Annotated in this window: 21 protein-coding genes; 8 read left to right on the top strand and 13 right to left on the bottom strand. The window is 54.0% G+C overall.

Annotated elements, in window-relative coordinates; all coding sequences use genetic code 11:
- Nucleotides 1-5: 5 nt before the first annotated feature.
- The 11 genes from ACO0LM_RS17425 to ACO0LM_RS17475 all read right to left on the bottom strand — a co-directional run bounded on the left by ACO0LM_RS17425 (nucleotide 6) and on the right by ACO0LM_RS17475 (nucleotide 10,117).
- On the bottom strand, nucleotides 6-617 hold the full coding sequence (locus ACO0LM_RS17425) for a hypothetical protein (RefSeq protein WP_423038510.1): 612 nt from the start codon (nucleotides 615-617) through the stop codon (nucleotides 6-8).
- Between the two features lie 32 nt (nucleotides 618-649).
- A complete protein-coding gene (locus tag ACO0LM_RS17430; RefSeq protein ID WP_423038511.1) occupies nucleotides 650-1,069 on the bottom strand; it encodes a hypothetical protein in 420 nt (139 codons plus the stop codon).
- 36 nt (nucleotides 1,070-1,105) lie between these two features.
- Complete coding sequence (locus ACO0LM_RS17435) at nucleotides 1,106-1,753, bottom strand: hypothetical protein (RefSeq protein ID WP_422988976.1); 648 nt, start codon at nucleotides 1,751-1,753, stop codon at nucleotides 1,106-1,108.
- Nucleotides 1,754-1,802: 49 nt separating this feature from the next.
- Nucleotides 1,803-2,744, bottom strand: coding sequence for a 4-hydroxy-tetrahydrodipicolinate synthase (dapA, locus tag ACO0LM_RS17440; RefSeq protein WP_423038512.1), 942 nt, complete (start codon nucleotides 2,742-2,744; stop codon nucleotides 1,803-1,805).
- Nucleotides 2,745-2,813: 69 nt separating this feature from the next.
- The gene (locus ACO0LM_RS17445; RefSeq protein WP_423038513.1) at nucleotides 2,814-3,233 is read right to left on the bottom strand and encodes a hypothetical protein; all 420 of its coding nucleotides are present in this window, start codon (nucleotides 3,231-3,233) and stop codon (nucleotides 2,814-2,816) included.
- A gap of 170 nt (nucleotides 3,234-3,403) precedes the next feature.
- Nucleotides 3,404-4,468, bottom strand: a complete 1,065-nt coding sequence (locus tag ACO0LM_RS17450) for an ABC transporter ATP-binding protein (protein WP_423038514.1) — start codon at nucleotides 4,466-4,468, stop codon at nucleotides 3,404-3,406.
- Between the two features lie 56 nt (nucleotides 4,469-4,524).
- The gene (locus ACO0LM_RS17455) at nucleotides 4,525-6,303 is read right to left on the bottom strand and encodes an ABC transporter permease (protein ID WP_423038515.1); all 1,779 of its coding nucleotides are present in this window, start codon (nucleotides 6,301-6,303) and stop codon (nucleotides 4,525-4,527) included.
- Nucleotides 6,304-6,423: 120 nt separating this feature from the next.
- Nucleotides 6,424-7,500, bottom strand: coding sequence for an ABC transporter substrate-binding protein (locus ACO0LM_RS17460; RefSeq protein WP_423038595.1), 1,077 nt, complete (start codon nucleotides 7,498-7,500; stop codon nucleotides 6,424-6,426).
- Between the two features lie 155 nt (nucleotides 7,501-7,655).
- On the bottom strand, nucleotides 7,656-8,666 hold the full coding sequence (locus tag ACO0LM_RS17465) for a Bug family tripartite tricarboxylate transporter substrate binding protein (protein ID WP_423038516.1): 1,011 nt from the start codon (nucleotides 8,664-8,666) through the stop codon (nucleotides 7,656-7,658).
- 89 nt (nucleotides 8,667-8,755) lie between these two features.
- A complete protein-coding gene (locus ACO0LM_RS17470) occupies nucleotides 8,756-9,871 on the bottom strand; it encodes an ABC transporter substrate-binding protein (RefSeq protein WP_423038517.1) in 1,116 nt (371 codons plus the stop codon).
- A gap of 42 nt (nucleotides 9,872-9,913) precedes the next feature.
- Nucleotides 9,914-10,117 (bottom strand): hypothetical protein, encoded by a 204-nt coding sequence (locus tag ACO0LM_RS17475; protein ID WP_423038518.1) that lies wholly within the window; start codon nucleotides 10,115-10,117, stop codon nucleotides 9,914-9,916.
- A gap of 67 nt (nucleotides 10,118-10,184) precedes the next feature.
- Between ACO0LM_RS17475 and ACO0LM_RS17480 the strand changes: the two genes are divergently transcribed.
- The 5 genes from ACO0LM_RS17480 (at nucleotide 10,185) to ACO0LM_RS17500 (ending at nucleotide 14,063) form a co-directional block, all read left to right on the top strand.
- A complete protein-coding gene (locus tag ACO0LM_RS17480; RefSeq protein WP_423038519.1) occupies nucleotides 10,185-10,859 on the top strand; it encodes a response regulator in 675 nt (224 codons plus the stop codon).
- Nucleotides 10,859-12,355: a sensor histidine kinase gene (locus tag ACO0LM_RS17485; protein WP_423038520.1), complete on the top strand. Its 1,497-nt coding sequence runs from the start codon at nucleotides 10,859-10,861 to the stop codon at nucleotides 12,353-12,355. The genes ACO0LM_RS17480 and ACO0LM_RS17485 overlap by 1 nt, the downstream gene beginning before the upstream one ends.
- Nucleotides 12,356-12,424: 69 nt before the next feature.
- The gene (locus ACO0LM_RS17490; protein ID WP_423038521.1) at nucleotides 12,425-12,745 is read left to right on the top strand and encodes a metal-sensitive transcriptional regulator; all 321 of its coding nucleotides are present in this window, start codon (nucleotides 12,425-12,427) and stop codon (nucleotides 12,743-12,745) included.
- 90 nt (nucleotides 12,746-12,835) lie between these two features.
- Nucleotides 12,836-13,636 (top strand): substrate-binding periplasmic protein, encoded by an 801-nt coding sequence (locus tag ACO0LM_RS17495; protein ID WP_423038522.1) that lies wholly within the window; start codon nucleotides 12,836-12,838, stop codon nucleotides 13,634-13,636.
- Nucleotides 13,637-13,685: 49 nt separating this feature from the next.
- The gene (locus ACO0LM_RS17500) at nucleotides 13,686-14,063 is read left to right on the top strand and encodes a hypothetical protein (RefSeq protein WP_423038523.1); all 378 of its coding nucleotides are present in this window, start codon (nucleotides 13,686-13,688) and stop codon (nucleotides 14,061-14,063) included.
- Between the two features lie 127 nt (nucleotides 14,064-14,190).
- Here the strand turns inward: ACO0LM_RS17500 and ACO0LM_RS17505 are convergent, their stop codons facing one another.
- Entirely contained in the window at nucleotides 14,191-15,744 is a 1,554-nt protein-coding gene (locus ACO0LM_RS17505; RefSeq protein ID WP_423038524.1) for a DUF4080 domain-containing protein, read from the bottom strand.
- A gap of 472 nt (nucleotides 15,745-16,216) precedes the next feature.
- On the opposite strand from ACO0LM_RS17505, the gene ACO0LM_RS17510 reads away from it, so the two are divergent.
- Nucleotides 16,217-16,885, top strand: coding sequence for a hypothetical protein (locus ACO0LM_RS17510; RefSeq protein WP_423038525.1), 669 nt, complete (start codon nucleotides 16,217-16,219; stop codon nucleotides 16,883-16,885).
- A 192-nt stretch (nucleotides 16,886-17,077) separates the two neighbouring features.
- Here the strand turns inward: ACO0LM_RS17510 and ACO0LM_RS17515 are convergent, their stop codons facing one another.
- Nucleotides 17,078-18,136 carry an HDOD domain-containing protein gene (locus tag ACO0LM_RS17515; protein WP_423038526.1) on the bottom strand — a complete coding sequence of 353 codons (1,059 nt, stop codon included), beginning with the start codon at nucleotides 18,134-18,136 and terminating at the stop codon, nucleotides 17,078-17,080.
- A 288-nt stretch (nucleotides 18,137-18,424) separates the two neighbouring features.
- Between ACO0LM_RS17515 and ACO0LM_RS17520 the strand changes: the two genes are divergently transcribed.
- Together ACO0LM_RS17520 and ACO0LM_RS17525 are read left to right on the top strand one after the other, a co-directional pair.
- The gene (locus tag ACO0LM_RS17520; protein ID WP_423038527.1) at nucleotides 18,425-19,444 is read left to right on the top strand and encodes an alpha/beta hydrolase; all 1,020 of its coding nucleotides are present in this window, start codon (nucleotides 18,425-18,427) and stop codon (nucleotides 19,442-19,444) included.
- 348 nt (nucleotides 19,445-19,792) lie between these two features.
- Nucleotides 19,793-21,109: a formylglycine-generating enzyme family protein gene (locus ACO0LM_RS17525; RefSeq protein ID WP_423038528.1), complete on the top strand. Its 1,317-nt coding sequence runs from the start codon at nucleotides 19,793-19,795 to the stop codon at nucleotides 21,107-21,109.
- The last annotated feature ends 64 nt before the right edge of the window (nucleotides 21,110-21,173 follow it).

Below are 21,173 nucleotides of genomic sequence, written 5' to 3' on the forward strand. Positions count from 1 at the left end.
TGTGTTCAGGCCGATGGTATGGCAGCAGGTAGAAAGATACTTTTATAGATACTGCTCAGCGTCAGATCGGGAGACGTATTGGCCAGCAGGAAACGGATATCGTGTAATTGTCGCGCCAGTTTGTTGACAAGATCTTGTCCAGTCTTGCTGTTGATGTCATCAAGTATGAACAGCAGGGGCAATGAGTGATTTTTTTCTCTTGCGGTACGAATACATTTCATCATCCTGGTCTGCTGGTCGCGGTCCCATAATGCAGTCTGTAGATAAAAAACCAGCATATGACTTTCGGCCAGGAGATGCAGGGCGACATCTGTATGTGCTTGCTGCAAGTCCGCGATGACATCGTAACCGGTTTGTCTGGCGGTCGCCAATTCAGCCATCAGGGCATCGCTGTGGACAGTGCGGATAGTGGCGGAGATTTTCATTTCTCTGGCTTGCCACGTCCGGTTTTCCGTGGGTCTTTTGTATTGATTGGCCTGTTTGTCTGGCATGCACTGCGTCAGCAATAATACATTCCTGCCCATCTGGGCACGGCGTTGTGCGATGGCGGCAGCAAGGCCGGCGTAGTGGCTGGCATGGGGACTGGCACCACGGGCAGAGACCAGACTTAACAGCATGCTGTACTTCTGTCAGAAATGTTCATGTGAGCTCATGTGAGCAAGAGCTGACGTATTCCCGTCAGGATGTGGTGTACGGCAATGGCCGCCAGCACAAAAGCGCAGAAATGCCTGGCTGCCGTGGCGGCGATGGCAAAGCGGTAGCGATATGGCGATCCTTGCATGAGACTGCTGATCCCTGCCAGCAACATGCCCGTGCAGATGGCGCAAGCCAAGGCTGTAAATATTTCCATCATCTCTTTCGTCTGCATCGCGGCCAGACACAACAGGCAGGCAAGCACGACGGTGGCCATGAGGTAGCGGCACAGGTTGCACCGGTGTGACAACATATGCAACGCCAGCAGCAACAGACCAAGGCCGGCAAGTAAAGCAGGAGGGGGTATGGTCTGAAAGAGAGGATTGAGTACCATAGGATAGCGCAGCACCAGCAAGGTCAAAAACAAAGGAAGCATGCAGAATCTATGGATGGGCTTCTGGCGAGCAGTGTTTTAATGTGCCGCAAACACGGCACCAAATAATTCCTGCATGCCTGTTACCGCCAGATGATCGGCGGGCAGATATTCGCTGATCGACAAACCGTCGCGATAGGCAAGCTGTAGCGCATAGCCGGAATGAATGACCCTGGCAAATAACTGGGCAGATTTGAATTTTTTCGAGAAATTGCGCACCAAGGTTATTTTTTCGGATGAGGGCTGGACGTGGACAGAGCTCATCACCACCATAATGCGCAAGCCGGGGTTGCATGCACATGCTTTTTCCACACGCTGCAATAATTCCTCTTCATGCAATTGATCCAGTTGATCCAGGTCAACTGCAATCACCGCTACGTGGGCGGCCAGCAAGGCTGAGCGGCTACCCATGCAATCGCGGGATGCACTGTCGATGACGATGTCCTGGTAGTGGCAGCGCAAATTTTCCAGCTCTGGCTGCAGGCCCTTGCCGCTGATTTTTCTGGCAGTGATGGGAACAGTATGGCCATTATTGCGCCGTTCACAACTCCATTTCAGCGAAGCAAGCTGGGGATCGTTGTCCAGCAATATGACCTTGTGGCCTGCGAGTGTTCTCAGGGCTGCCAGGTTGTCAGCAAGAATGGATTTGGCTGCGCCACCGGCGCCGTCGGCAATGGTGATGATCATGGTATTTGATGGAAGAAGATAGATTTAAAAATGTCTGCGGTCCCAGCATTCAGCTCAGCAATTTCAGCAGGGCACGTCTGTTATGGTCCGCGGCTATTGAATGGTGCGGGCCATGTCCAGATACCTGTGCCAGGCTGTCAAGCAGATCTGCCAGTTTCGTTTTACCTGCCAGCGACATAGTCGTCATTGGCAAGCGCAGTTCGTCATGGATGTACCCCTGCAAGGCCAGTGCAGCCTTGACCGGTGCCGGATTGGGTTCTGAAAACAGCAGGCGTATCAAAGGCAGCAATTGTTCGAACAAGAGCTTTGCTTCTGCATAACGGGCGGCACGCATCAGTTCATACAGGGCTACGAACAGATCTGGTCGCACATGTGCTGCGGCGGAAATGGCACCGTGCCCACCCAGGCCCAGGGCGTCAAACAGCAGGGCGTCATCTCCGCACAATACCTTCAGGCCAGTGCAGTTGATCAGGCCAGACAATTGCGTGGCAAGACCGGCAGATTCCTTGATGGCGACGATGTTGCTGTGTTTTTGCAAGGCGATGCAGGTACCCAGATCGATATTCACGCCGGTGCGGGCGGGAATGTTGTACAGCACCAGCGCCTTGTCGGTTGCCGTGGCAAGGGCTTCAAAATGCAGGCGTATGCCTTCTTGCGCCGGACGTACATAGGCAGGTGCACTGGCCAGGAAACCAGTCAGGCGCGGGTCGTCATGGCGACGGATTTTTTCTGTCAGTACGCGGGTATCGCTGCCACCTATGCCCATCAGCACCGGGCAGGTATTTTTTGTCACTTCCAGTATGGCCGCCAGCATGTGTGCCTGTTCATACTCGTTCAGGCAGGCGGCTTCACCCGTTGTGCCACAGACCACCAGGCCATGTACGCCAGCCAGTATCAGTTGCTGGGCCAGTAGCTGCGCTTGGTCATAGTCGGGCTCACCCTGCCGGAAAGGCGTGACGAGGGGTACCCAGATGCCTTCAAATTGGGACATGATAGTTTTGAAAATGCTTGTTGAAAAGGCGCTTGGGCAGATGGCTCAGTCAAATGGCTCAAGCCAGGCTCAAGCCGGTAACAGCGGTGTGATCTTGCCGAACTCTGCCTTGGGCAGGGCGCGCATGATGTGGCTGATAATGGTGTCTACGGACGATTTTCTCAGACACAGCCAGACCTTCATCTTGCTGGCATGATCGACCGGTTTGACCCGCATGAAAAGCACCAGGTCACCACAGTTCCTGAGTATCAGATGGCGCAGTTCCGTGATGGCAGCGGCATCCACGGTAATGCGCATGATGAAGTCATCCTGCTTTAATACCGGCGCCTTGCGATAACTGATGACGGGTATGGCCTGGCTGCCTTGCCTGCGTTCGCCGGCATCTTCGAACAGGAATTTTTCTCGTTTCGATGTCTGCAAGGCATCGGTAAAATCTTCATTCAGGTAGTGGTAGCGTGTTGACGATGACACCCTGCTATGCTGGTTCATGGATAATCTCTGGCTGTTTGACACAGTTCAAGATTAGCAGTTGAGGTATAAAGATTCTCTAAAAAGCAGGGCCTGCGTCGTAAACGTCGCGTAAATTTTACTGAGCATGAAAAAGAAAAACCCCCGTGGCCGGATGGCCGCACGGGGGTTTTGCATCTGGTGCAATTTGCTTAGTACAGCCAGAGCTTGTCGGCGTCCAGTTGCAGGTAATACTCGCCCTGATCCAGCTTGAATGGCGAATAGGCACGCAAGCCATCTTCGGCGTGGCCAAACAGGCATTCCCAGCGGTCACCCAGGTACATGCAGGTGGTCAATGGCAGTTTGATGGCGTTTTCAGTCTGGCTGTCGGCGATTTTGACTTTTTCCAGGCGGATGATGGCGGTTACTTCTTCACCCAGGTTTTGACCACGGACGATGGCTTTCAACTGTGTGCCCCTGACCTGTACCGTGGCGACGTCGCCATCGCGCTGTACCAGCTTGCCTTTCAACTTGTTATTGCTGCCCATGAATTCGGCGGTGAACAGGGTGTTCGGTGTTTCATACATGCTTTGTGGCGTACCCTGTTGTTCGATCACACCGTTGTTGAGCAACAGAATACGGTCTGAAATCGCCATCGCTTCACCCTGGTCATGGGTCACCATCAGGGCTGACAGATTTAGTCTGACGATCAGTTCACGCAGGAAGGCGCGGGCTTCTTCACGCAGTTTGGCATCCAGGTTAGACAGTGGTTCATCCAGCAGGATGACCGGTGGGTTGTACACCAGCGCACGGGCGATGGCGACGCGCTGTTGCTGGCCGCCGGATAACTGGTGGGGGAAGCGCTCACCCAGATGACCCAGGCCCAACTGGCCCAGGACATCCTTGACCTTGGCGGCGATATCGGTGGTGTTCAATTTGCGCAATTTCAGGCCATAGGCCACATTGTCAAACACGGTTTTGTGCGGCCACAGCGCATACGACTGGAACACCAGCCCCAGATTGCGCTGTTCGGCAGGCACTTCCAACTTCCTGGCACCATCAAAGATGGCACGTTCACCAAGGGTGATGGTGCCGGTCTTGGGCGATTCCAGCCCGGCCACTGCACGCAGCAAGGTGGTTTTACCGCTACCCGAAGGGCCCAGCAGGGCGACCACTTCGCCACGCTGCAAATTCATGGATACCCCTTTCAGGATGGGGTTGGCGGTCGCGCCGGAACCATATTCCAGGGTTAAATCTTGTACGCTCAGTTCAGACATAATGTTCTCTCGTTTTTATAGGGTGTCGTGTTGATGGATGGCAGCTTAGTGACAGCTTAGTGGCTCAGCTTGACGCCAAAGCGCAGTGCCAGACCCAGACCGATGGCGACCAGGGTGATATTGATGAAGGACAAGGCCGCCACCAGATCAACCGAACCGCCCGCCCACAATGACACGATCAGTGCACCGATCACCTCAGTACCCGGCGACAGCAGATACACGCCGGTTGAATATTCACGTTCAAAAATCAGGAATACCATCAGCCAGGCACCCAGCAAACCGTATTTGACCAGCGGCAGGGTAACATCGCGCGTTACCTGGCCACGGCTGGCACCGACGGCGCGTGCGGCTTCTTCCAGTTCCGGCCCGACTTGCAGCAGGGCGGTGGAAATCAGGCGCAGACCATATGCCATCCACACCACGGAATAGGCAATCCAGACCGAGAAGATGGTGGAACGCAAAGCCCGCAACTGCGGAATGACATTTTCGATCAGCCAGACACAGAAGGCATTGTCAAAACCCTTCAGGCCACCTTCCAGCCAGCTTGGCACAAACAGGAATACCCAGAGGAAGGACAAACCGGCCAGCAAACCAGGAATGGCACGTGGTACCAGCACGCTATAGTCGAGCAGGCGGGTAATGCCGTCCGGCTTGCGGTGCATGGCCAGGGCAATACCCGCATAACAGATCACCGCCAGCGCACCACCGATGATACCAATCAGCACGGTATTGAAAATGCCGCGCATCAGCGAAGGTTGTTCCAGGATGTCGCGGAAATGCTGAAGCGTGACGACGTCTGCCAGTTTCACCCCTTCACCCCAGTAAGAAACAAAGGCGCGCAGGATGATGCCGGACAGTGGCAAGACGATAGTAAAAATCAGCCAGGCGGCCAGCACGGCAAAGGCCAGCCATTTCCATTTACCCAGTGGCAGCGGTTTCTGGCGTGAACCCTTGCCCTTGATCGATACATATTTGTTGGCCGATTTCAGCAACCAGCGCTGCACCATGACCAATGGCATGGTGACCGCGACCAGGCAGACTGCTGCTGCTGCCATCAGGTGATACGAAGGCGTACCCAGCTTGTTGGTCAGCTTGTACAGATAAGTTGCCAGCACCAGATGGCCTTCCGGATCACCCAGCACCAGTACCAGGCCGAAGACTTCAAAGCCGAGGAAAAATACCAGCACAGCAGCAAAGGCCAGCGCTGGCATAATCATCGGCAGGGAGACGTGCAGCGCCACCTGGAAAGGTGAGGCACCGGCGACCCGTGCTGCTTCTTCCACATCCGAACCCAGGCTTTTCAGCGCGGCGGATGAATACAGGTAGACGTGTGGCACGTGGGTCAGGCCGGCAATCATGACGATGCTGAAGAAGGAATAGATATTCCACGGTTCAACACCGGTCAACTGCTTGACCCACAAGGTATAGAAACCAACCGGCCCCATCGACACCACGTAGCCGAAACCCATCACCATGGGTGACACAAAAATCGGTACCAGCAGCATGGGTTCTATCCAGCTGCGTCCCGGCAGGTCGGTGCGTATCATCAGAAAGGCCAGCAAAGCACCGAGCGGGACGGCGATACCTGCCAGGCCAGAGGCCAGGATCAGGCCATTCCAGAATGCCTGGCGAAAGTCAGGATCATCAAAAATGAAACGATAGGAATCCAGGCCCAGTTCTTTTACCGGTGAAAAGAAAGGGGCGTTCAAAAAACTCTGGAACAGTATCAGTGACAATGGCGTAAAAATCGCCAGCAGTGTCAGCGTCACAACCAGGCCACGCGGCCAGTTCAGTTGTGACCATCTGCCACGCGGAGGTAGACTCAGGGTGCTCATGCTTGGCCCAATATCAAGGGTTGAGATTCAGTCGGATTGCAAAAAGACAGTGTGGAAAAAAGACCCACAGGAAGAACCGGCTGGCACGGTGCAACTGCAAGCATGCACCGTGCCTTAGCTTTATTTTTTGCCTGCAGTTTCTTTCCACTGCTTGAGGAAAGCGAGACGTTTATTTTGATCCAGATATTGCAGCAACATCGGGTTGACAGGCAAAGGCTTGAGGCCGATACCGATCAGTTTGGCCAGGTCGGAATAGGTGGTTTCACCCTTGACGTCGGCACGTATCGCGTACAGCCTGGCTTCATTCGCGATCATGGTCTGGCCACGTTTGGACAGGGTGTAATCGAGCCACAGTTTGGCCGCATTCGGATGCTTGGCGGCTTTGCTGATGAACATCACGCGGGACAGCACCAGGGTGTAATCTTTAGGGATCTGTACACCTATGGACGGGTCTTTGGCAGCACGTACCAATGCATACGAACCAAGGATGTTATAGCCGAGCAGGTTTTCGCCGGAAGAAATGCGTTCCAGCATGGTGCCGGTAGATGATTGCACGCGCACGGCGACATTGCCGAAAGCCTTGGCCAATTCCCAGAATTCCTTGTTTTCACGGCTGTCCTGGGTAATGAACATGAAGCCTACGCCAGATTTTTCGATGTCGTAAGTGGTGACCTTGTTCTTGAATTTATCCAGCTTGCTGTTGATGAGCTTGGCAAATTCGGCATGGGTCTTTGGCACTTCATCTGCTGTCACCAGGCGTTTGTTGTAGACAAAAACTGCTGGTTCAAAGGTGGTGCCGTAAGCAGAATTATTCCAGATCGCCCATTGCGGTATGCCGCTGATTTCTGGCGATGCATATACCAGGCCATAGCCGTCGGAGACCAGCTTGGTTTGCAAATCCATGGCAGATGACCACATCAGGTCGGCGCTATTACCGCCAGCAGCCATTTCAGAAATATAGCGGTTGTAGACTTCGGTGGAATTCATGTCATTGTATTCGACCTGTACATCCGGATACATAGTGCGGAAATCCTTGATCAGCGGTTCCACGGCCTTGGTATCGGTGGCGCTATAGATGACCAGCTTGCCTTCTTTTTTGGCACCGTCAACGATCTTGCTATAGTCGGCCGGGTAGCCAGCCGGCGCCTGGGCCTGGGCGTTCAGCATCATGATGCCGCCAACCGCCAGGGCTGCCATGCTCTTGACGAAGTAGTTTGTTGCTTTCATTTGTCTTCTCCTGTTATTGGTCTGAAATCGGTCTGAAATCGGTCTGAAATTGATCTGAAATTGATCTGGAATTTGTCCAGGTTAGATACTGCCTGATTATTTGTCGTCATGTTGCAATCCTTGTTTTATCGCACCATGCCAAATTCTTTTGCCTGCAGGCGGTAATTGCCGACCGCCTTGTTGATGTATTCGGTCAGTTCCTTGCCGGTCATGGCGAAGGGGAACAGGCCGTGGATTTTTCTTTGTTCTTCAAATGCAGGTGTATTCATGGCTTGCTGGAAATGCGTGACCCATTTCTGGTAGTCTGCATCGCTGACCTGCGGGCCCATATACAGGCCGCGAATAATCGGCCAGGTGACATCGAAGCCCTGCTCGCGGGCGGTGGGTACATTCGCCAGCGGGCCGGACAGGCGCGCATCGGACAAGATCGCCAGCACCCGTATCTTGCCATCCCGCGCATGCAGGCTGGCTTCGGAGGCATCGCCGGAGACTGCCTGCACATGGTCAGCCAGCAAGGCAGTAAACGATTCACCGCCACCTTCAAAGGCGACCAGGCGCATGGTTTTTGAATCGATGCCTACCTGTTTGCCGATTTGTGCCATCTTCAGCCAATCCTGGCTACCGACGGTGCCACCGGCACCGATGGCGATCTGGGAAGGCTTGTTCTTGATGGCATCCATCAGATCACGCAGGTTTTTGTAGGGGGAGTCCGTGCGTACCGCGATCATGCCGTAGTCGGTGCCTATGGCGGCGACCCAGCGCACATTGCTGGCGTCTGATTTACCGAATTTGCCTTCGGCCAGGTTCAACAGCGAACCGCCGGAATAGGCAACCAGGGTATTGGCTTCGGCTTTTCTTTGCGAAATGATGGTGGTCCAGGCGATGGCACCGACGCCACCGGGCAAATAATTGATCTGCATCTGATGGTCGGCAGATGCCGTCTGCGCCAGCTTGCAGGTCAGGTCCATGCCGCCACCGGGTTTGGCCGGCACCAGGCATATGGCCTGTTCAGCGCTGGCCTGCTTGCCCGCTGAGCGTGCAGCGGCAACGGGAAGACTGACAAGCAGGCTTGCCAGTATCAGTGCCAGAGGTATGCGCCGCAGTTGCATGATAAGACCATGTTTGATTGATTGCATGGATCATACCGAAATGAATCTTTCAGTACGCTTTCACCTGTTACGGTGTGGTTTCAGCACAATATTCAGCGCAATAGTCAACTCAATATTCAGCGCAAAATCGCGCCGTTTTTCCCTACGATGGTCAGTTCCACGAAATGCGAGCCATCGTGATCTTTGGCACTGTAGCTGACCTGCACACCACCCAGATCAACCTGGCGCATGTTTTCCAGTGCCTGCGACAGCTTTTGCGTATCAGGACGGTTGCCGGCACGACGTAGCGCTTCCGCCATTAATTTTGCAGCAACAAAGCCTTCGAGTACAGCATAGGACAAGGGCGGCGGGTTTTTAATGGATTTCAAGACTTTTTGCAGTTCACGCACCACAGGAATGCCAAAATCACGCGGATAAGGCATCACCTGCATGACGCCTATACCGCGCCCATTGTCACCCAAAGATTTGAAAAATTCATCGGAATTGACATTCGACAGCATTAAAAAACGTGGTTTCTGTCCGGTTTTCTGCATTTGCCTGATAAAGTCGGCACAGGCTGAAGGCGTACAGGCCATCAATACGGCCTGTGGCGTGGTGGCGGCGATCTGCGCAACCGCTGCATCCAGCTTCATGTCTTTCCTGTCATATTTGGCGATGACAGCGGCTTGCAGCTTGCGTTCGCCCAGTTTGTTGACAAAGCCATTCAGGCCATCTTTGCCAAAACTGTCATCCTGATGCAGGATGGCGATCTGGCGGATCTGCAGGTCCGCCAGTGAATCCACCATTTTGGCGGCTTCGTCGCGGTAGCTGGCACGCAGATTGAAGACATACGGCTGTAGCGGCTGATGCAGACTCAGCGCGCCGGAAAATGGCGCAATCAGTGGAATCCTGTATTTTTCCAGTAGCGGCAGTACGGCTTCTATGGTGGGCGTGCTGCGGTAGCCAAACAGGGCGATGACATGATCGTCATTGATCAGTTTCAGGGTGTTTTCTTTGGTTTTGGCAGGGTCGCGCTGGTCATCATAGCTGATCAACTCTATGCTTTTGCCGTTCACACCACCCTGCTTGTTGAGCCAGTCGAAATACAGCAGCGCACCTTCGCGGTTTTCCTTGCCGGTGGCCTGCCCCGACAATTCCACCGATTGTCCCAGCAGGATTTTCCCTTCTGCCCAGGCGGTAGCGTGCAGGAACAGGCAAACCAGCAGGGTGAACCCCAGGCGTAATTGCGTCATGACAGTCTCCGTTATTTTTGTAATCCAGTTTTATGGCGCAGCTTAAAGCGCTAGAGCTTTCACTTCGCTTGCAATAATTTCGGGCTGCAGGAATTTCTTTTTAACAAGAAATGAGAGGTCGCAAGCAAATGCGGAGGTGTTTGGTGACAACAGCAACATCACCGGTCCGGCGACAAACCAGTTAACATAGGCAGGCAGATATACAATATCGGCAAGTGCAAGCAAAGGTACAAGCATGGCAAGCACGCTACCCGGCAATCGGGTTTTCCTGATTGGCCGCGCAATCTGGCGGCATCGATAACAATGGTAAATTATGCGCATCCTGTTGGTTGAAGATCATATTGAGTTGTCCCACTGGCTGGCCAAGGCCTTGCGCGATGCCCATCTGACGGTGGAGACTGCGCAGAATGGTGCCGACGCCGACGCCTTGCTGCATACCCAGGAATATGCACTGGTGATCCTCGACCTCAGCCTGCCGAAAATGGATGGGCTGGAAGTATTGAAGCGCATGCGCGCACGCGGCAGCAAGGCACCGGTGCTGATACTGACAGCGCGAGGTGGCTTGAATGACCGCGTACATGGGTTGAATTCCGGTGCCGATGATTATCTGCCCAAACCCTTTGAGCTGGCCGAACTGGAAGCGCGGGTCAAGGCCCTGCTGCGCCGCGCCCAGGGCAATGAAGCCGTGACCCTGACTTGCGGTGCCCTGAGTTTTGATACCGTCACCCGCCAGTTTCATTATGACAGCCAGCCCCTGTCACTGACGCCGCGTGAATACGCAGTGTTGGAAGCCCTGATCAGTCGCCCCGGCCAGGCGGTATCCAAGGACAAGCTGTTTGATGAAGTGTTTGCCCTGGATGATGATGCAAATCTGGATGCCATAGAAATCTATATCCACCGCCTGCGCAAGAAACTCGACGGTGTCAGTGCCGGTAAGGTGGTGATCGTGACCTTGCGTGGCATAGGCTATTTGCTGGAAGCGCGCTGATGTCAGCGCCAGAACGCCTTGGTAGCCTGCGCGGCCAGTTTTTACGCTGGCTGTTGATTCCCCTGGTGTTGCTGGTCGCCCTGAATGCTTTTTCTGTGTACCGCAATGCGCTGGACGCGGCCGATCTGGCGTATGACCGTTCGCTGCTGTCTTCCGCCCGGGCATTGGCAGAAAGAGTCGAGATCGTGGATGGCAAGGTCGTCGCCAACGTGCCCTATGTGGCACTCGACAGTTTTGAAACCGATACCCTGGGGCGTCTGTATTACAAGGTCACCGGTGTCAATGGTGAGTTTGTATCCGGCTATGAAGATTTGCCTGACCTGCCCAAGAATGTACCGCGCTCGGAAATCTATCCGGCGCTGGTACATTTTTTTCATGCCGATTACCAGGACCAGGCAGTGCGCATCGCCGCCCTGCACCAGCCCGTGTATGACGACCAGATGCGCGGCATTGCCCTGATCGAAGTCGGCGAAACCCTGGATGCCCGCCGTGGCCTGTCACGCAAGATATTGATCGACACCCTGCTGCGCCAGGCCACGCTGGTGCTGGCCGTGGCGCTGATGGTATGGGTTGCTCTGCGTTTCGTGCTGGCACCGATCATGCAGTTGCGTGCCGATGTAGAAGCACGCGAGCCTACCGATCTGTCGGATTTTGACCCTAGCCTGGTGCACAAGGAAATCCGCCCTCTGGTGAATGCCATGAATGGCTATATGGCGCGCTTGCAAACCCTGATCAATGGCCAGAAGCGTTTCATCGCCGATGCCTCGCACCAGTTGCGTACCCCGCTCACTGTCCTGAAAACCCAGGCTGAACTGGCCTTGCGCGAGGATGACCCGGTCGCCATGCGCCAGATCGTGCAAAGTATCGCCCAGACCACCGATGCCACGGTCCACCTGGCAAACCGCCTGCTAACGCTGGCGCGTACAGGCCATGGGGCGGCGGCCGCCGAAATGGAAGACTTGTCACTCAACCAACTGGCACGCCAGGTTTGCCTGGAACTGGCCATGCCCGCCGTGCGCAAGCAGATCGACCTGGCGCTGGAGGCGGATGATGACGTGCCTTTCAGGGGCCAGGTCTTGCTGCTGCATGAGATGCTCAGCAACCTGCTCGACAATGCCATCCGCTATACCCCGGAGCAGGGGCGCATCGTCCTCAGCGTGTATAGGCAGGATGAACAGGCAATGATAGAAATTGAAGACAGCGGGCCCGGCATACCCGCAGCCGAACGCGAAAAAGTGTTTGAACCCTTTTACCGCGCAGCCAGCAGCAGCGTACTGAACCCGGGGGGCACCGGCCTGGGTTTATGCATCGTCTATGACATTGTCAAGCTGCATGGGGGCGACATCGTGCTGGGCGATGCAGGCAAGGCTGCTGATGCTGAGATTGAGAATGAGGCCTATGCTGAGTCCAATGCCGGCGACACGTCTGATACCAGCAACGATAAAACCGCTGCCCATGGCTTGCGCGTGCATATCCGGTTTCCGCGCCATGCCTGATTGGTGTTACGATACTCAGTGGAGTATGCAAAACTCTGTCGTTTTGGACATCAACTATAGCGAAGGAGCATGATCGTGGCAGATACGCCCCCACTGAAAATAGTCCAGGGTACGGCCTTGAATGATCAGCAAAAGAAAGATTTGTTGCACCGGCTGGCGCGCGTCGAAGGCCAGTTGCGTGGTGTGCAAAAACTGATCGCCAAGGCAGCCGTACCGGCGGATTGTGAAGCAGTGGCCCAGCAAATGTCGGCAGCACGCAAGGCACTGGACCGTTCGTTCGTGACCTTCCTTACCAGTGCCGTGGTTACCCATGCAGAAAAAGCTGAAACCACGGAAGAAGCCATCGCCAGTACCCGCCGCCTTGCTTCCCTGCTGGAAAAATTTGCCTGAAAACAGGGCCAGCAACAAAGCGAGGTGATTATGCGCAGGTCGACATCATCAAGCGGTTTTCGCCGGTGTTACCGCGCTGCGTTCAGGTATATGTTGCTGCTGCTTCCTACCTTTCTGTTCCTGTCCCTGCTGCCGACATCTGCCTTGCGGGCGACAGAAACAGACAAGTCGGCTAAACAGGCTAAGCCGCTGGTCTTGCTGATCAGGGAATTGCGTAATGAAGACGGTGATCTGGTACCGATACGCGAAGAAATCCGCCAGGTGCTCAATTATTTTGAACGTGAATTGCGGGTGCGTTTCGAGATTCGCCGCTATCCCTGGATACGTCTGTTGAACAATGCCAGGAACGGTGAAGGTATCGTATTCGGTTTGTCCAAAAATCGCGAGCGCCTGGCGATTTTTCATTTTTCTGAAGCCATCTATGCCAATTATGTCTGGCTTGTCACACGCAGTGACGCCAGCTTCGTCTTCAACAATATGCAAGACCTCAGAGGCAAGACCGTGGGCGTGGTCCGGGGTGCCAGCTATGGCGATGAATTTGACAGCCTGCGCAATGTCCTGTTTCAGGTGGAAGAAGATGTCAGCTCGCATGGTGCCCGCCTGAAAAAACTGCTGAACAAAAGAATGGATGTCATGGTCTTTGGCGACCGCCGCTCACAACCTGAACAAGTGGAACAGTTGTTGATACGCCTGTTGCGCAATGAAACCAGCCAGGTGGAAACAGCCATCGAACAGAGTTTCAAGGTATTGCCGAAACCGCTGCTAATAGACGACCTGCATTTCGCTGCCATGTCGCCCCAGTATGACGCGTGGATACAGAAACTGAACCTGGCCATACTGGCAGGAAGAAAATCAGGTGAAATCAATCGCTTGCTGTTGCGGGATAAATGAGACCTTGGTCAACGATTGTCAAAAATAGAAAGTTCATGTGCAAGTTTCGATGTTTGAAAATATTTCCCGCAACCTGCCCGGCAATGCAAATTGGGCAGGCAGTTTTTATGAGCAGCTATCTGAATATGGGATATGGGATAAAGACGCGTTCTGGTTGCTGAATAAGGATCTTGTGCTGGCCGCAAATAAATTGAAAAACTTGAATTCAGTTGATAAAGAATTTGCCTCGGCAATAGTCAGGCTACAGTCGAATGTTGATCGTTTATTCGCTGCACATTTTAATAAGAATGATGTTTTTAAAATCGTCAACTTGAGTACTGACGATATGTATGCATTCAAAGAGAGATTTGATATGGCAGTAACAGGTGTTTTCTCAGGAGAAGTGCTTTCTGAGTATGCATTCGAATTGGTCAACCCGCTGCTGTAGTGTCTGCATCAATGATTTTTGCTTTGCGCATGGTGTCTGCACATTCTTTAAGTTCCCACTGTAGCTGATGGTGAGTGTTGGCTCACCAAAATTGCGGTGTGCTATTCATCAGACCTGATTTCGATGATCAGGCAGCCAGATGCCGTGCCTGTCTTTGCGGCAGTGCGCGTGCGGCTTCTTTCCCCGCGTCTTTCTTTGACTGCCTGACTGGTGCTGATGCATCGGTTTTATTGCTGCCCTGCTTGTGCATGGCTTGTCCGGCGTAGTCGCTGGAGATGGCTGCCTGCATGGCTTCTGCACTGATGCCGCGTACTTCTTGCATCCATTTGCTGACCAGGCTTGCCAGGCGGTCGAGGGCGATGCGGTGGGTGGCGTCGGTGTTGGCATACAGCCAGTCGGACAGGGCCATGAAATGTTCAAACGGGGCATCTGCCAGTATCTGTGGCAGAGTATGTGAAAACCGGCCCGAATTGGCGATCATGTCCCAGTAGCGGGCGAAGCGCACCAGTCTTTGCATGTCGGCAAAGGGGATGTTTTTATTCGCCAGGATGGTGTACGGCGGTTGCGGATCAAAGGCCAGTTCAAAGGCTTCGGTATGGCGGATGATGGGTGTGCCACGCAGGCGTTTCAGGATACCGAATTGTATTTCGTGCGGGCCAAGATCCACCAAACGGTTAAAGCCCTGGGCAAAGCTTTCCATGCTTTCGCCAGGCAGGCCGGCAATCAGGTCAACATGCAGATGCGCGTGCGAATGCTGGCACAGCCAGCGTATGTTCTCGGCAGCTTTTTCATTGTTCTGTTTGCGGCTGATCAGGGCTTGCACTTCGGGGTTGAAACTCTGTATGCCGATTTCGAATTGCAGGCTGCCTTCGGGGAATTTCTGTATGCCTTCCTTCAATGCGTCCGGCAAATGATCGGGCACGACTTCAAAATGGGCAAACACCGGATCATGCGGTGCTGCTTCCAGCTTGTCGAGGAAGAATTGCATGATCTTCAGGCTGGTCTTGATGTTCAGGTTGAAGGTGCGGTCAACGAATTTAAACAGGCGTGCACCGCGCTGGTACAGGCTTTCCATCTCTTGCAAAAACAGGTCGATATCAAAGGGCCAGGCGGTCTTGTCCAGTGCTGACAGGCAGAATTCGCATTTGAACGGGCAACCGCGCGAGGCTTCGACGTACAGGGTGCGATGACGGATATCCTGGTCGCTATACAGACGGTAAGGCAGTTGTATGTCGGCCATGGGCGGTTGCAGGCCAGCATGTACTTTCATCAGCGGTTTGGGACCGGCCAGGATTTGCTGACACAGTGAAGGGAAGCTGACATCGCCCCAGCCGGTGATGACGTAATCTGCCAGCCGGACGATGTCTTGTTCGGTGGTTTCATACGACACTTCGGGGCCACCCAGCACGACCGCAACATCAGGGGCTACACGCTTCAGTACGGCGACAATCTGGGTGGTCTCGACCACGTTCCAGATATACACACCAAAGCCGACGATGAATTTTTTGCCGGGCTGGCGGTGTGCCAGGATTTTTTCGACGACATCCGTGCTGCGTGCGCCTATGACAAATTCCTGTATCTGGGTGATGGGCTGCAAGTCACCCATGTTGGCGAGCAGATAGCGCAAGCCCAGTGACGCGTGGGCGTAGCGGGCATTCAGGGTGGTGAGCAGGATGGTCATGATACAGAAGGCGCAGCAACTAAAAGCGCTATTGTACGCTGTAGTACAGCCCGTGCCTGTGTCTCAGTAGCCTAGCAGGCAGCCTGTGCTGTCGCCTGGCGGACTATTGATGCCGGAGGGGTAACACCAATAAAAATGGTCTGCCGGAGATAATTCAAGTGCAGCAGAGATCAGTCTGTCAGAGCGACAGTCAGCATGACGATGGTGGCGATTAATTGAGCAAAGACAAGGATGGTCAACATGATGTGTTTCCTTAGAACCTGTTTGCGATCTTACTGCGCGAGCGTGATCGGGGCTCATGTGCTGCTCAAAATGCTCATGTACTTAAGTACATTCCGCTTTTTGCGCGGCTCTTCACCCCGCTGACGCTCGCTCGCTACAGATCGAAAACAGGTTCTTATGAAAATGAATACAGTGTCATCATAAAAGAGTAATAATTGCCAATCCAATCACTTATTTGGATGTCTGTTATTTGAATTGTGAATGGTATATTGATTTAACATTCCCACTAGTGATGGTTGACGCTGCTGCCAGTGCGGCCTTCAGTCTGGTCCGTGATACAGATAATGATTGCTTGCAGCAGGCAGGGTTACGACATTTTTGTAGGCGCCGGTTCCTGACTGTACCGCCCGGTTTTGGTTTCTGTGGGTCTGATATCAGCGGTTTTTTCCGAATTTCCTGTGCGCTGAAAAATACTTTGGGATGCTTTTTTTGCACTTCAATCTCTGATTTCTGCATTTCGTCGCATGGGCCTCGCAGATTGACAAGGCAAGCTCTACAGTACACACATCAACCAACCACTGAAGAGGCAAACGAAATGAAAAACACCATCACAAACACAATGAAAAACGGCTTGATTATGTCTACCGCACTGATCACTGGCGTACTGGCAATCGGCTCTGCATTCACCCAGGTGCAGGCACAAGACAACGCTGCCTTGCAAAGCGTCACCATCGTTGCAAAACGCATGAGTGAAGAACAGAAAATCGCTTTTGATACGGCGCAAGATCCTGCTCATGTTGTAATGATCAGCGCCAAAAGATTGACTGCAGAACAGAAAATGGCAATGGACAGAGAAGACCAGTTTGAACGTTCACAACTGGCTGAAAAAACTCCAGCCCGTCGTCATGTTCAAGGCTGACAGGTATGCGTTTCCTGTACTGGAAAGATGTGCTGCATGATGCAGATGAGCCGAACCGGACCCGCGCTGTTTTTGTGATGTAGTGGCCCGTTTTTAAAACAAAGTTCTTCGATGCCGGTAAACGGGGATAACGGAGATATTTGTTTTGAAAATGGGTTTGCGAAATTCAAGTCGCGCCGTCGTGCAGTCTTGTCACGCAGTCCCGTCATCTCGCTGCTGCAATCGCAATGCTGCAAAACAGCCTTGTATGTGGCTGGCGGCCGCCCATTGCAATTCCTTGTCTTGCTGGTTGACGACGCCATTATTCACCAGCAGGCGTATCTTGCTGAGGTCGCTCGCCTGTCTGACGACCAGGCCCAGGCCTCGCAGGCAGGTGCTGTCGGCATTGGTCTGCGCTTGCAGGGCTGCCACCACGGCATCGGGGAAATCCCATTGCTGGGCCATGCGGAAAGACAGCGATTGTGCCATGTGCAAAAAGCGTAGTCTGAATTCTGTGGACAGTGGCATGCGCTGATACTTCATGCTTTGGTCCATGGTGCGAAAGGCAATGATCAAGCCCACATTTTGCAGCAAGCCGGCCAGATAGGCGTGAAAACTATCCAGCTGTCTTTCCTGCGCCAGCAGGCGGCAGGCCAGTGCACAATACTCGGATTGCTGCCAGACAGCCGGGGCCACGTGTTTGGTCAACAGGCCAGACTGCAGTTGTATCAGTGGCCGGAAAGCCGAGCGTGCCACCAGCATGCGCAGGCCATTGATGCCCAGCAGGCGTATCGCATTGTCGAGACTGCTGATCTTGTCGCTGGGGCTGTAATAGGAACTGTTGACTTCGGTGATCAGTTCGGCGACCAGCGACACGTCTTTGGCAATATGCCTGGCCAGTTCATCACCGGACACATTTTCATCGCGCAGGCTTTTCAGTAATTGCGGCAAGACACTGGGCACACGTGGGATCAGGCTGGAACCGGCAAATTCAGACTGGCATACTCTTTCCAGCGACATCAGGAGGGGTTTTTCCAGCTCGTGTCCGAATTGCTTGCCGTATTCACCCAGCAGCCACGGAAAAAAGCGCGAATCGACATCAAATGCCGGTTTCCAGTCCAGATCATCGAGGGCGTCTTCTGCGGCAGCGTCCATCCTGGCCGCAGCGCCTAAGGCAAACGCTCCGGCATGCCGGGCTTCGCCCTTGCCAGGTACCCTGCCAGAACCCGCTGTCAGGCCAAACAGGCGTTTGACCATAGCCAGCCCTAGCATGATGCAAGCTCCTGACCGCGGGCGATAGCGCGGTGACTTTCCTTGGCCAAGAGGCAGGGCTTGAACATGTCTGAAATTCTCCTATCCGGGCGTGGTGCCGACCGTGTGCTTATATGTGTGTGCCTGTATATGGGACTGCGGCATCTATCTTACATGTTTCTTTTGGTAAACATTCATGTGTTTACATACATTTTGTTGCATACGCAACAGGGACAAACTTTGGCATCTTCCATAAGATTAAGCTTTTCATCCTTCCATGTCAGTCTGAATATTCAGGGAGTTCCAAAAATGCCCTTATTTCTCAAGGTATTTACCCATCATCAGAAAAAGCTGCTGTTAATGGCGGTTTACGCCGCCATGGGTCTCAGCGCTGTGCCTGCCGCAGCTGCTAGCCTGCGTGACAAAATCATGGAGCGGCGGCAAGAGAAACAAGAACAGAAAGTCGCCCAGAATGCCAAGTCTGACGGTGGCCAGAATGAGATGAGTGACGCCGATACAACAAACACCAGTGTTGCTGGCTTGCCACCGGGCACCCGGGTCCTGCGTGATATTGCCTATGGCAGCGACCAGCGGCAGACAGTGGATGTGTACCTGCCAGCCGCAGTGATTGCTCACCCGGGCATGCCGGTCATAGTGATGGTGCATGGTGGTGCCTGGAAGGTGGGCAACAAGACTGCACGCGGGGTGGTTGAAAACAAGGCGGCGCACTGGTTGCCGAAAGCCTATGTGTTTATCGCCATCAATTACCGCATGCTGCCAGATACCAAGCCGCTGGAACAGGCCGATGATGTGGCCCGCGCCCTGGCCATGGCGCAGGGGCGGGCAGCAGAATGGGGTGGCAGCCGCAGCAAATTCATTCTCATGGGGCATTCTGCCGGAGCGCATCTGGTATCGGTGCTGGCCAGTAATCCTGCAATTGCCAGCAAAGCGGGTGCCGGTCCCTGGCTGGCCACGATTTCCCTCGATAGTGCTGCCTATAACATCAAGCAGATCATGGAACAAAAGCATTACCGCTTTTATGACGACGCCTTTGGCAGCGACCCTGCCTATTGGCAAGCAGTTTCACCCAGCCTGTTGCTGAAGCAAGCCGCTGCGCCTTTCCTGGCCGTCTGTTCTTCACAAAGACCGGACAAACCCTGCTTGCAGGCTGAAGCCTTTGTCAGCAAGGCCAAATCCCTGGGCATGCTGGCCCAGACGCTGCCGCAAGGCCTGAGCCACGCCGATATCAATAAAAACCTGGGGCTGGAGAATGCCTATACGGCTGCAGTGGATAAATTCCTGAAAGAGGTCGATAGCTCTCTACCTTAGCACCTGTTTACGATCTTAAGCGCGGGCGCAATCTTAGTCCACGCGGGGCGCATGCGCTGCTCAAAATGCGCATGGTCTTAGAGTACATTCCGCTTTTTTCGCTGCGATTTTGTTACCCTGACCCCGCTGATACACGCACGTTCGCTCGCTACAGATCGTAAACAGGGGTTAGCCTGGCCTTTTGCTCTTTTGCTTGCCGTAACATATGTAAATCTGGGTAAATCCCGCCGCCGCGGTTTTACAAAGGGATAGTATTTACATCCAATTCCAGTTCATGTTGCGCTGTTTTTTGCGCGCCGTCTGCATGACTACTGGGTAAAAAAACGATAAGCACGAAGGGGAAAAAACATGCACAAACCACTAGCAGTTTCTCGCACATCGACCGCCATGGAATCACGTCGCCGCTTGCTATGGATGGCCCTGGGCATGCTGACCCCGGCTGAATTGCTGACTGCCTGTGGCGGTGGTTCGGCCAGCAGCGCTGCCGCTACTTCAAGCACCACGACGGGCACAACCACTGGCACCACGACCGGCACAACAACGGGTACTACCACTGGTACTACGACAGGTACCACCACCGGCTCAACCAGCACATCCAGCATCACAACCGATCCCTGGAGCTGGCGTACGGCGGGCACCAGCACGACGGCCAGCCTGCCTACCTTGGCCGAATTTGTCACCGTGATTGCGGCCGGCACGGTTGCCTATAACTTTCACACGTCCACCACCAGTTCGACCACTGACCCGGTGACCGGCGTGATGAGCGACACCAGCAGCATTGCCATACTCAGGCCTTACCTGATGGGGAAATATCTGGTCAGCAATGCCAACTGGAAGGCATTCTGCAATGCCCAGGGCAGCAGCTATTATCCCAGCACGGCGAAGACCGCTGGCCAATACTGGTATGGCGGCAGCTACCCGGCAGGCAAGGAACAGCATCCAGTATTGTTTGTGTCGCTGACGGCAGCAAATGCTTACTGCGCATGGCTGGAAACCCAGATACCCGGCTATCATTTCTATGTGCCTACCGAAGGGGAATGGGAATACGCTGCGCTGGGTAATAATACGAGTTACAGTTTCCCCTGGGGTGCCAATGCCAACATCACCTACAACAGCAGTACCGGTGCCTTGTCGACGGTGTATAACTGCAATGCGGTCTGCAGCCAGTATGTGTTGAATTCAAGCGCCTTTGCCACCGTCAGTTACTACAACGACAGCGTGGTGACGACACTCAATGATGGCAGTACGGCGTTGACGAATGACACGGCCTTGCTGAGCAAAGTCTTGAGCATGAGTACCAGCGGTGGCGTCACCGGCTGGCAATATGATTCGTCGGCAAATAGCACCTGGGCAGATTTTGCCAACACCGATCAATTCCGCGCGCTGGTGAACCTGTATGGTGGATATACCACCCCGGCAGGTACCTATGAAGGCGGCAAAAGCTGGTGCGGTTGTTATGACATGGCCGGGAATGCCTATGAATGGACCAACACCCTGAACCTGGCATCCAACGGTGCTGAGGCAGGTACCAGTGTTAACGTGGTCAAGGGTGGCTCATGGTACGCGACTTCAAACAGTGGCAAATCCACCGGGCGCGGTGAAGGACGCAGCGCAGCGGGTGCTTATCATTCGGTAGGGTTCCGGATTGCTGCCAGGTCGAAATAGGGTATAGAGAACGGTCCGTACCGCATACGAACACGAATAGTGATACTCGGGATATTTCTGACAA

The sequence above is a fragment of the Undibacterium sp. Di26W genome, from assembly GCF_049340265.1.
Lineage (GTDB): Bacteria > Pseudomonadota > Gammaproteobacteria > Burkholderiales > Burkholderiaceae_D > Undibacterium.

What these genes read in the sequence shown, in the direction of transcription:
- ACO0LM_RS17425 (WP_423038510.1), bottom strand. Translation starts at nt 617, where the DNA reads ATGCTGTTAAGTCTGGTCTCTGCCCGTGGTGCCAGTCCCCATGCCAGC.
- ACO0LM_RS17430 (WP_423038511.1), bottom strand. Translation starts at nt 1,069, where the DNA reads ATGCTTCCTTTGTTTTTGACCTTGCTGGTGCTGCGCTATCCTATGGTA.
- ACO0LM_RS17435 (WP_422988976.1), bottom strand. Translation starts at nt 1,753, where the DNA reads ATGATCATCACCATTGCCGACGGCGCCGGTGGCGCAGCCAAATCCATT.
- dapA (WP_423038512.1), bottom strand. Translation starts at nt 2,744, where the DNA reads ATGTCCCAATTTGAAGGCATCTGGGTACCCCTCGTCACGCCTTTCCGG.
- ACO0LM_RS17445 (WP_423038513.1), bottom strand. Translation starts at nt 3,233, where the DNA reads ATGAACCAGCATAGCAGGGTGTCATCGTCAACACGCTACCACTACCTG.
- ACO0LM_RS17450 (WP_423038514.1), bottom strand. Translation starts at nt 4,468, where the DNA reads ATGTCTGAACTGAGCGTACAAGATTTAACCCTGGAATATGGTTCCGGC.
- ACO0LM_RS17455 (WP_423038515.1), bottom strand. Translation starts at nt 6,303, where the DNA reads ATGAGCACCCTGAGTCTACCTCCGCGTGGCAGATGGTCACAACTGAAC.
- ACO0LM_RS17460 (WP_423038595.1), bottom strand. Translation starts at nt 7,500, where the DNA reads ATGGCAGCCCTGGCGGTTGGCGGCATCATGATGCTGAACGCCCAGGCC.
- ACO0LM_RS17465 (WP_423038516.1), bottom strand. Translation starts at nt 8,666, where the DNA reads ATGCAATCAATCAAACATGGTCTTATCATGCAACTGCGGCGCATACCT.
- ACO0LM_RS17470 (WP_423038517.1), bottom strand. Translation starts at nt 9,871, where the DNA reads ATGACGCAATTACGCCTGGGGTTCACCCTGCTGGTTTGCCTGTTCCTG.
- ACO0LM_RS17480 (WP_423038519.1), top strand. Translation starts at nt 10,185, where the DNA reads ATGCGCATCCTGTTGGTTGAAGATCATATTGAGTTGTCCCACTGGCTG.
- ACO0LM_RS17485 (WP_423038520.1), top strand. Translation starts at nt 10,859, where the DNA reads ATGTCAGCGCCAGAACGCCTTGGTAGCCTGCGCGGCCAGTTTTTACGC.
- ACO0LM_RS17490 (WP_423038521.1), top strand. Translation starts at nt 12,425, where the DNA reads ATGATCGTGGCAGATACGCCCCCACTGAAAATAGTCCAGGGTACGGCC.
- ACO0LM_RS17495 (WP_423038522.1), top strand. Translation starts at nt 12,836, where the DNA reads ATGTTGCTGCTGCTTCCTACCTTTCTGTTCCTGTCCCTGCTGCCGACA.
- ACO0LM_RS17500 (WP_423038523.1), top strand. Translation starts at nt 13,686, where the DNA reads ATGTTTGAAAATATTTCCCGCAACCTGCCCGGCAATGCAAATTGGGCA.
- ACO0LM_RS17505 (WP_423038524.1), bottom strand. Translation starts at nt 15,744, where the DNA reads ATGACCATCCTGCTCACCACCCTGAATGCCCGCTACGCCCACGCGTCA.
- ACO0LM_RS17515 (WP_423038526.1), bottom strand. Translation starts at nt 18,136, where the DNA reads ATGCTAGGGCTGGCTATGGTCAAACGCCTGTTTGGCCTGACAGCGGGT.
- ACO0LM_RS17520 (WP_423038527.1), top strand. Translation starts at nt 18,425, where the DNA reads ATGCCCTTATTTCTCAAGGTATTTACCCATCATCAGAAAAAGCTGCTG.
- ACO0LM_RS17525 (WP_423038528.1), top strand. Translation starts at nt 19,793, where the DNA reads ATGCACAAACCACTAGCAGTTTCTCGCACATCGACCGCCATGGAATCA.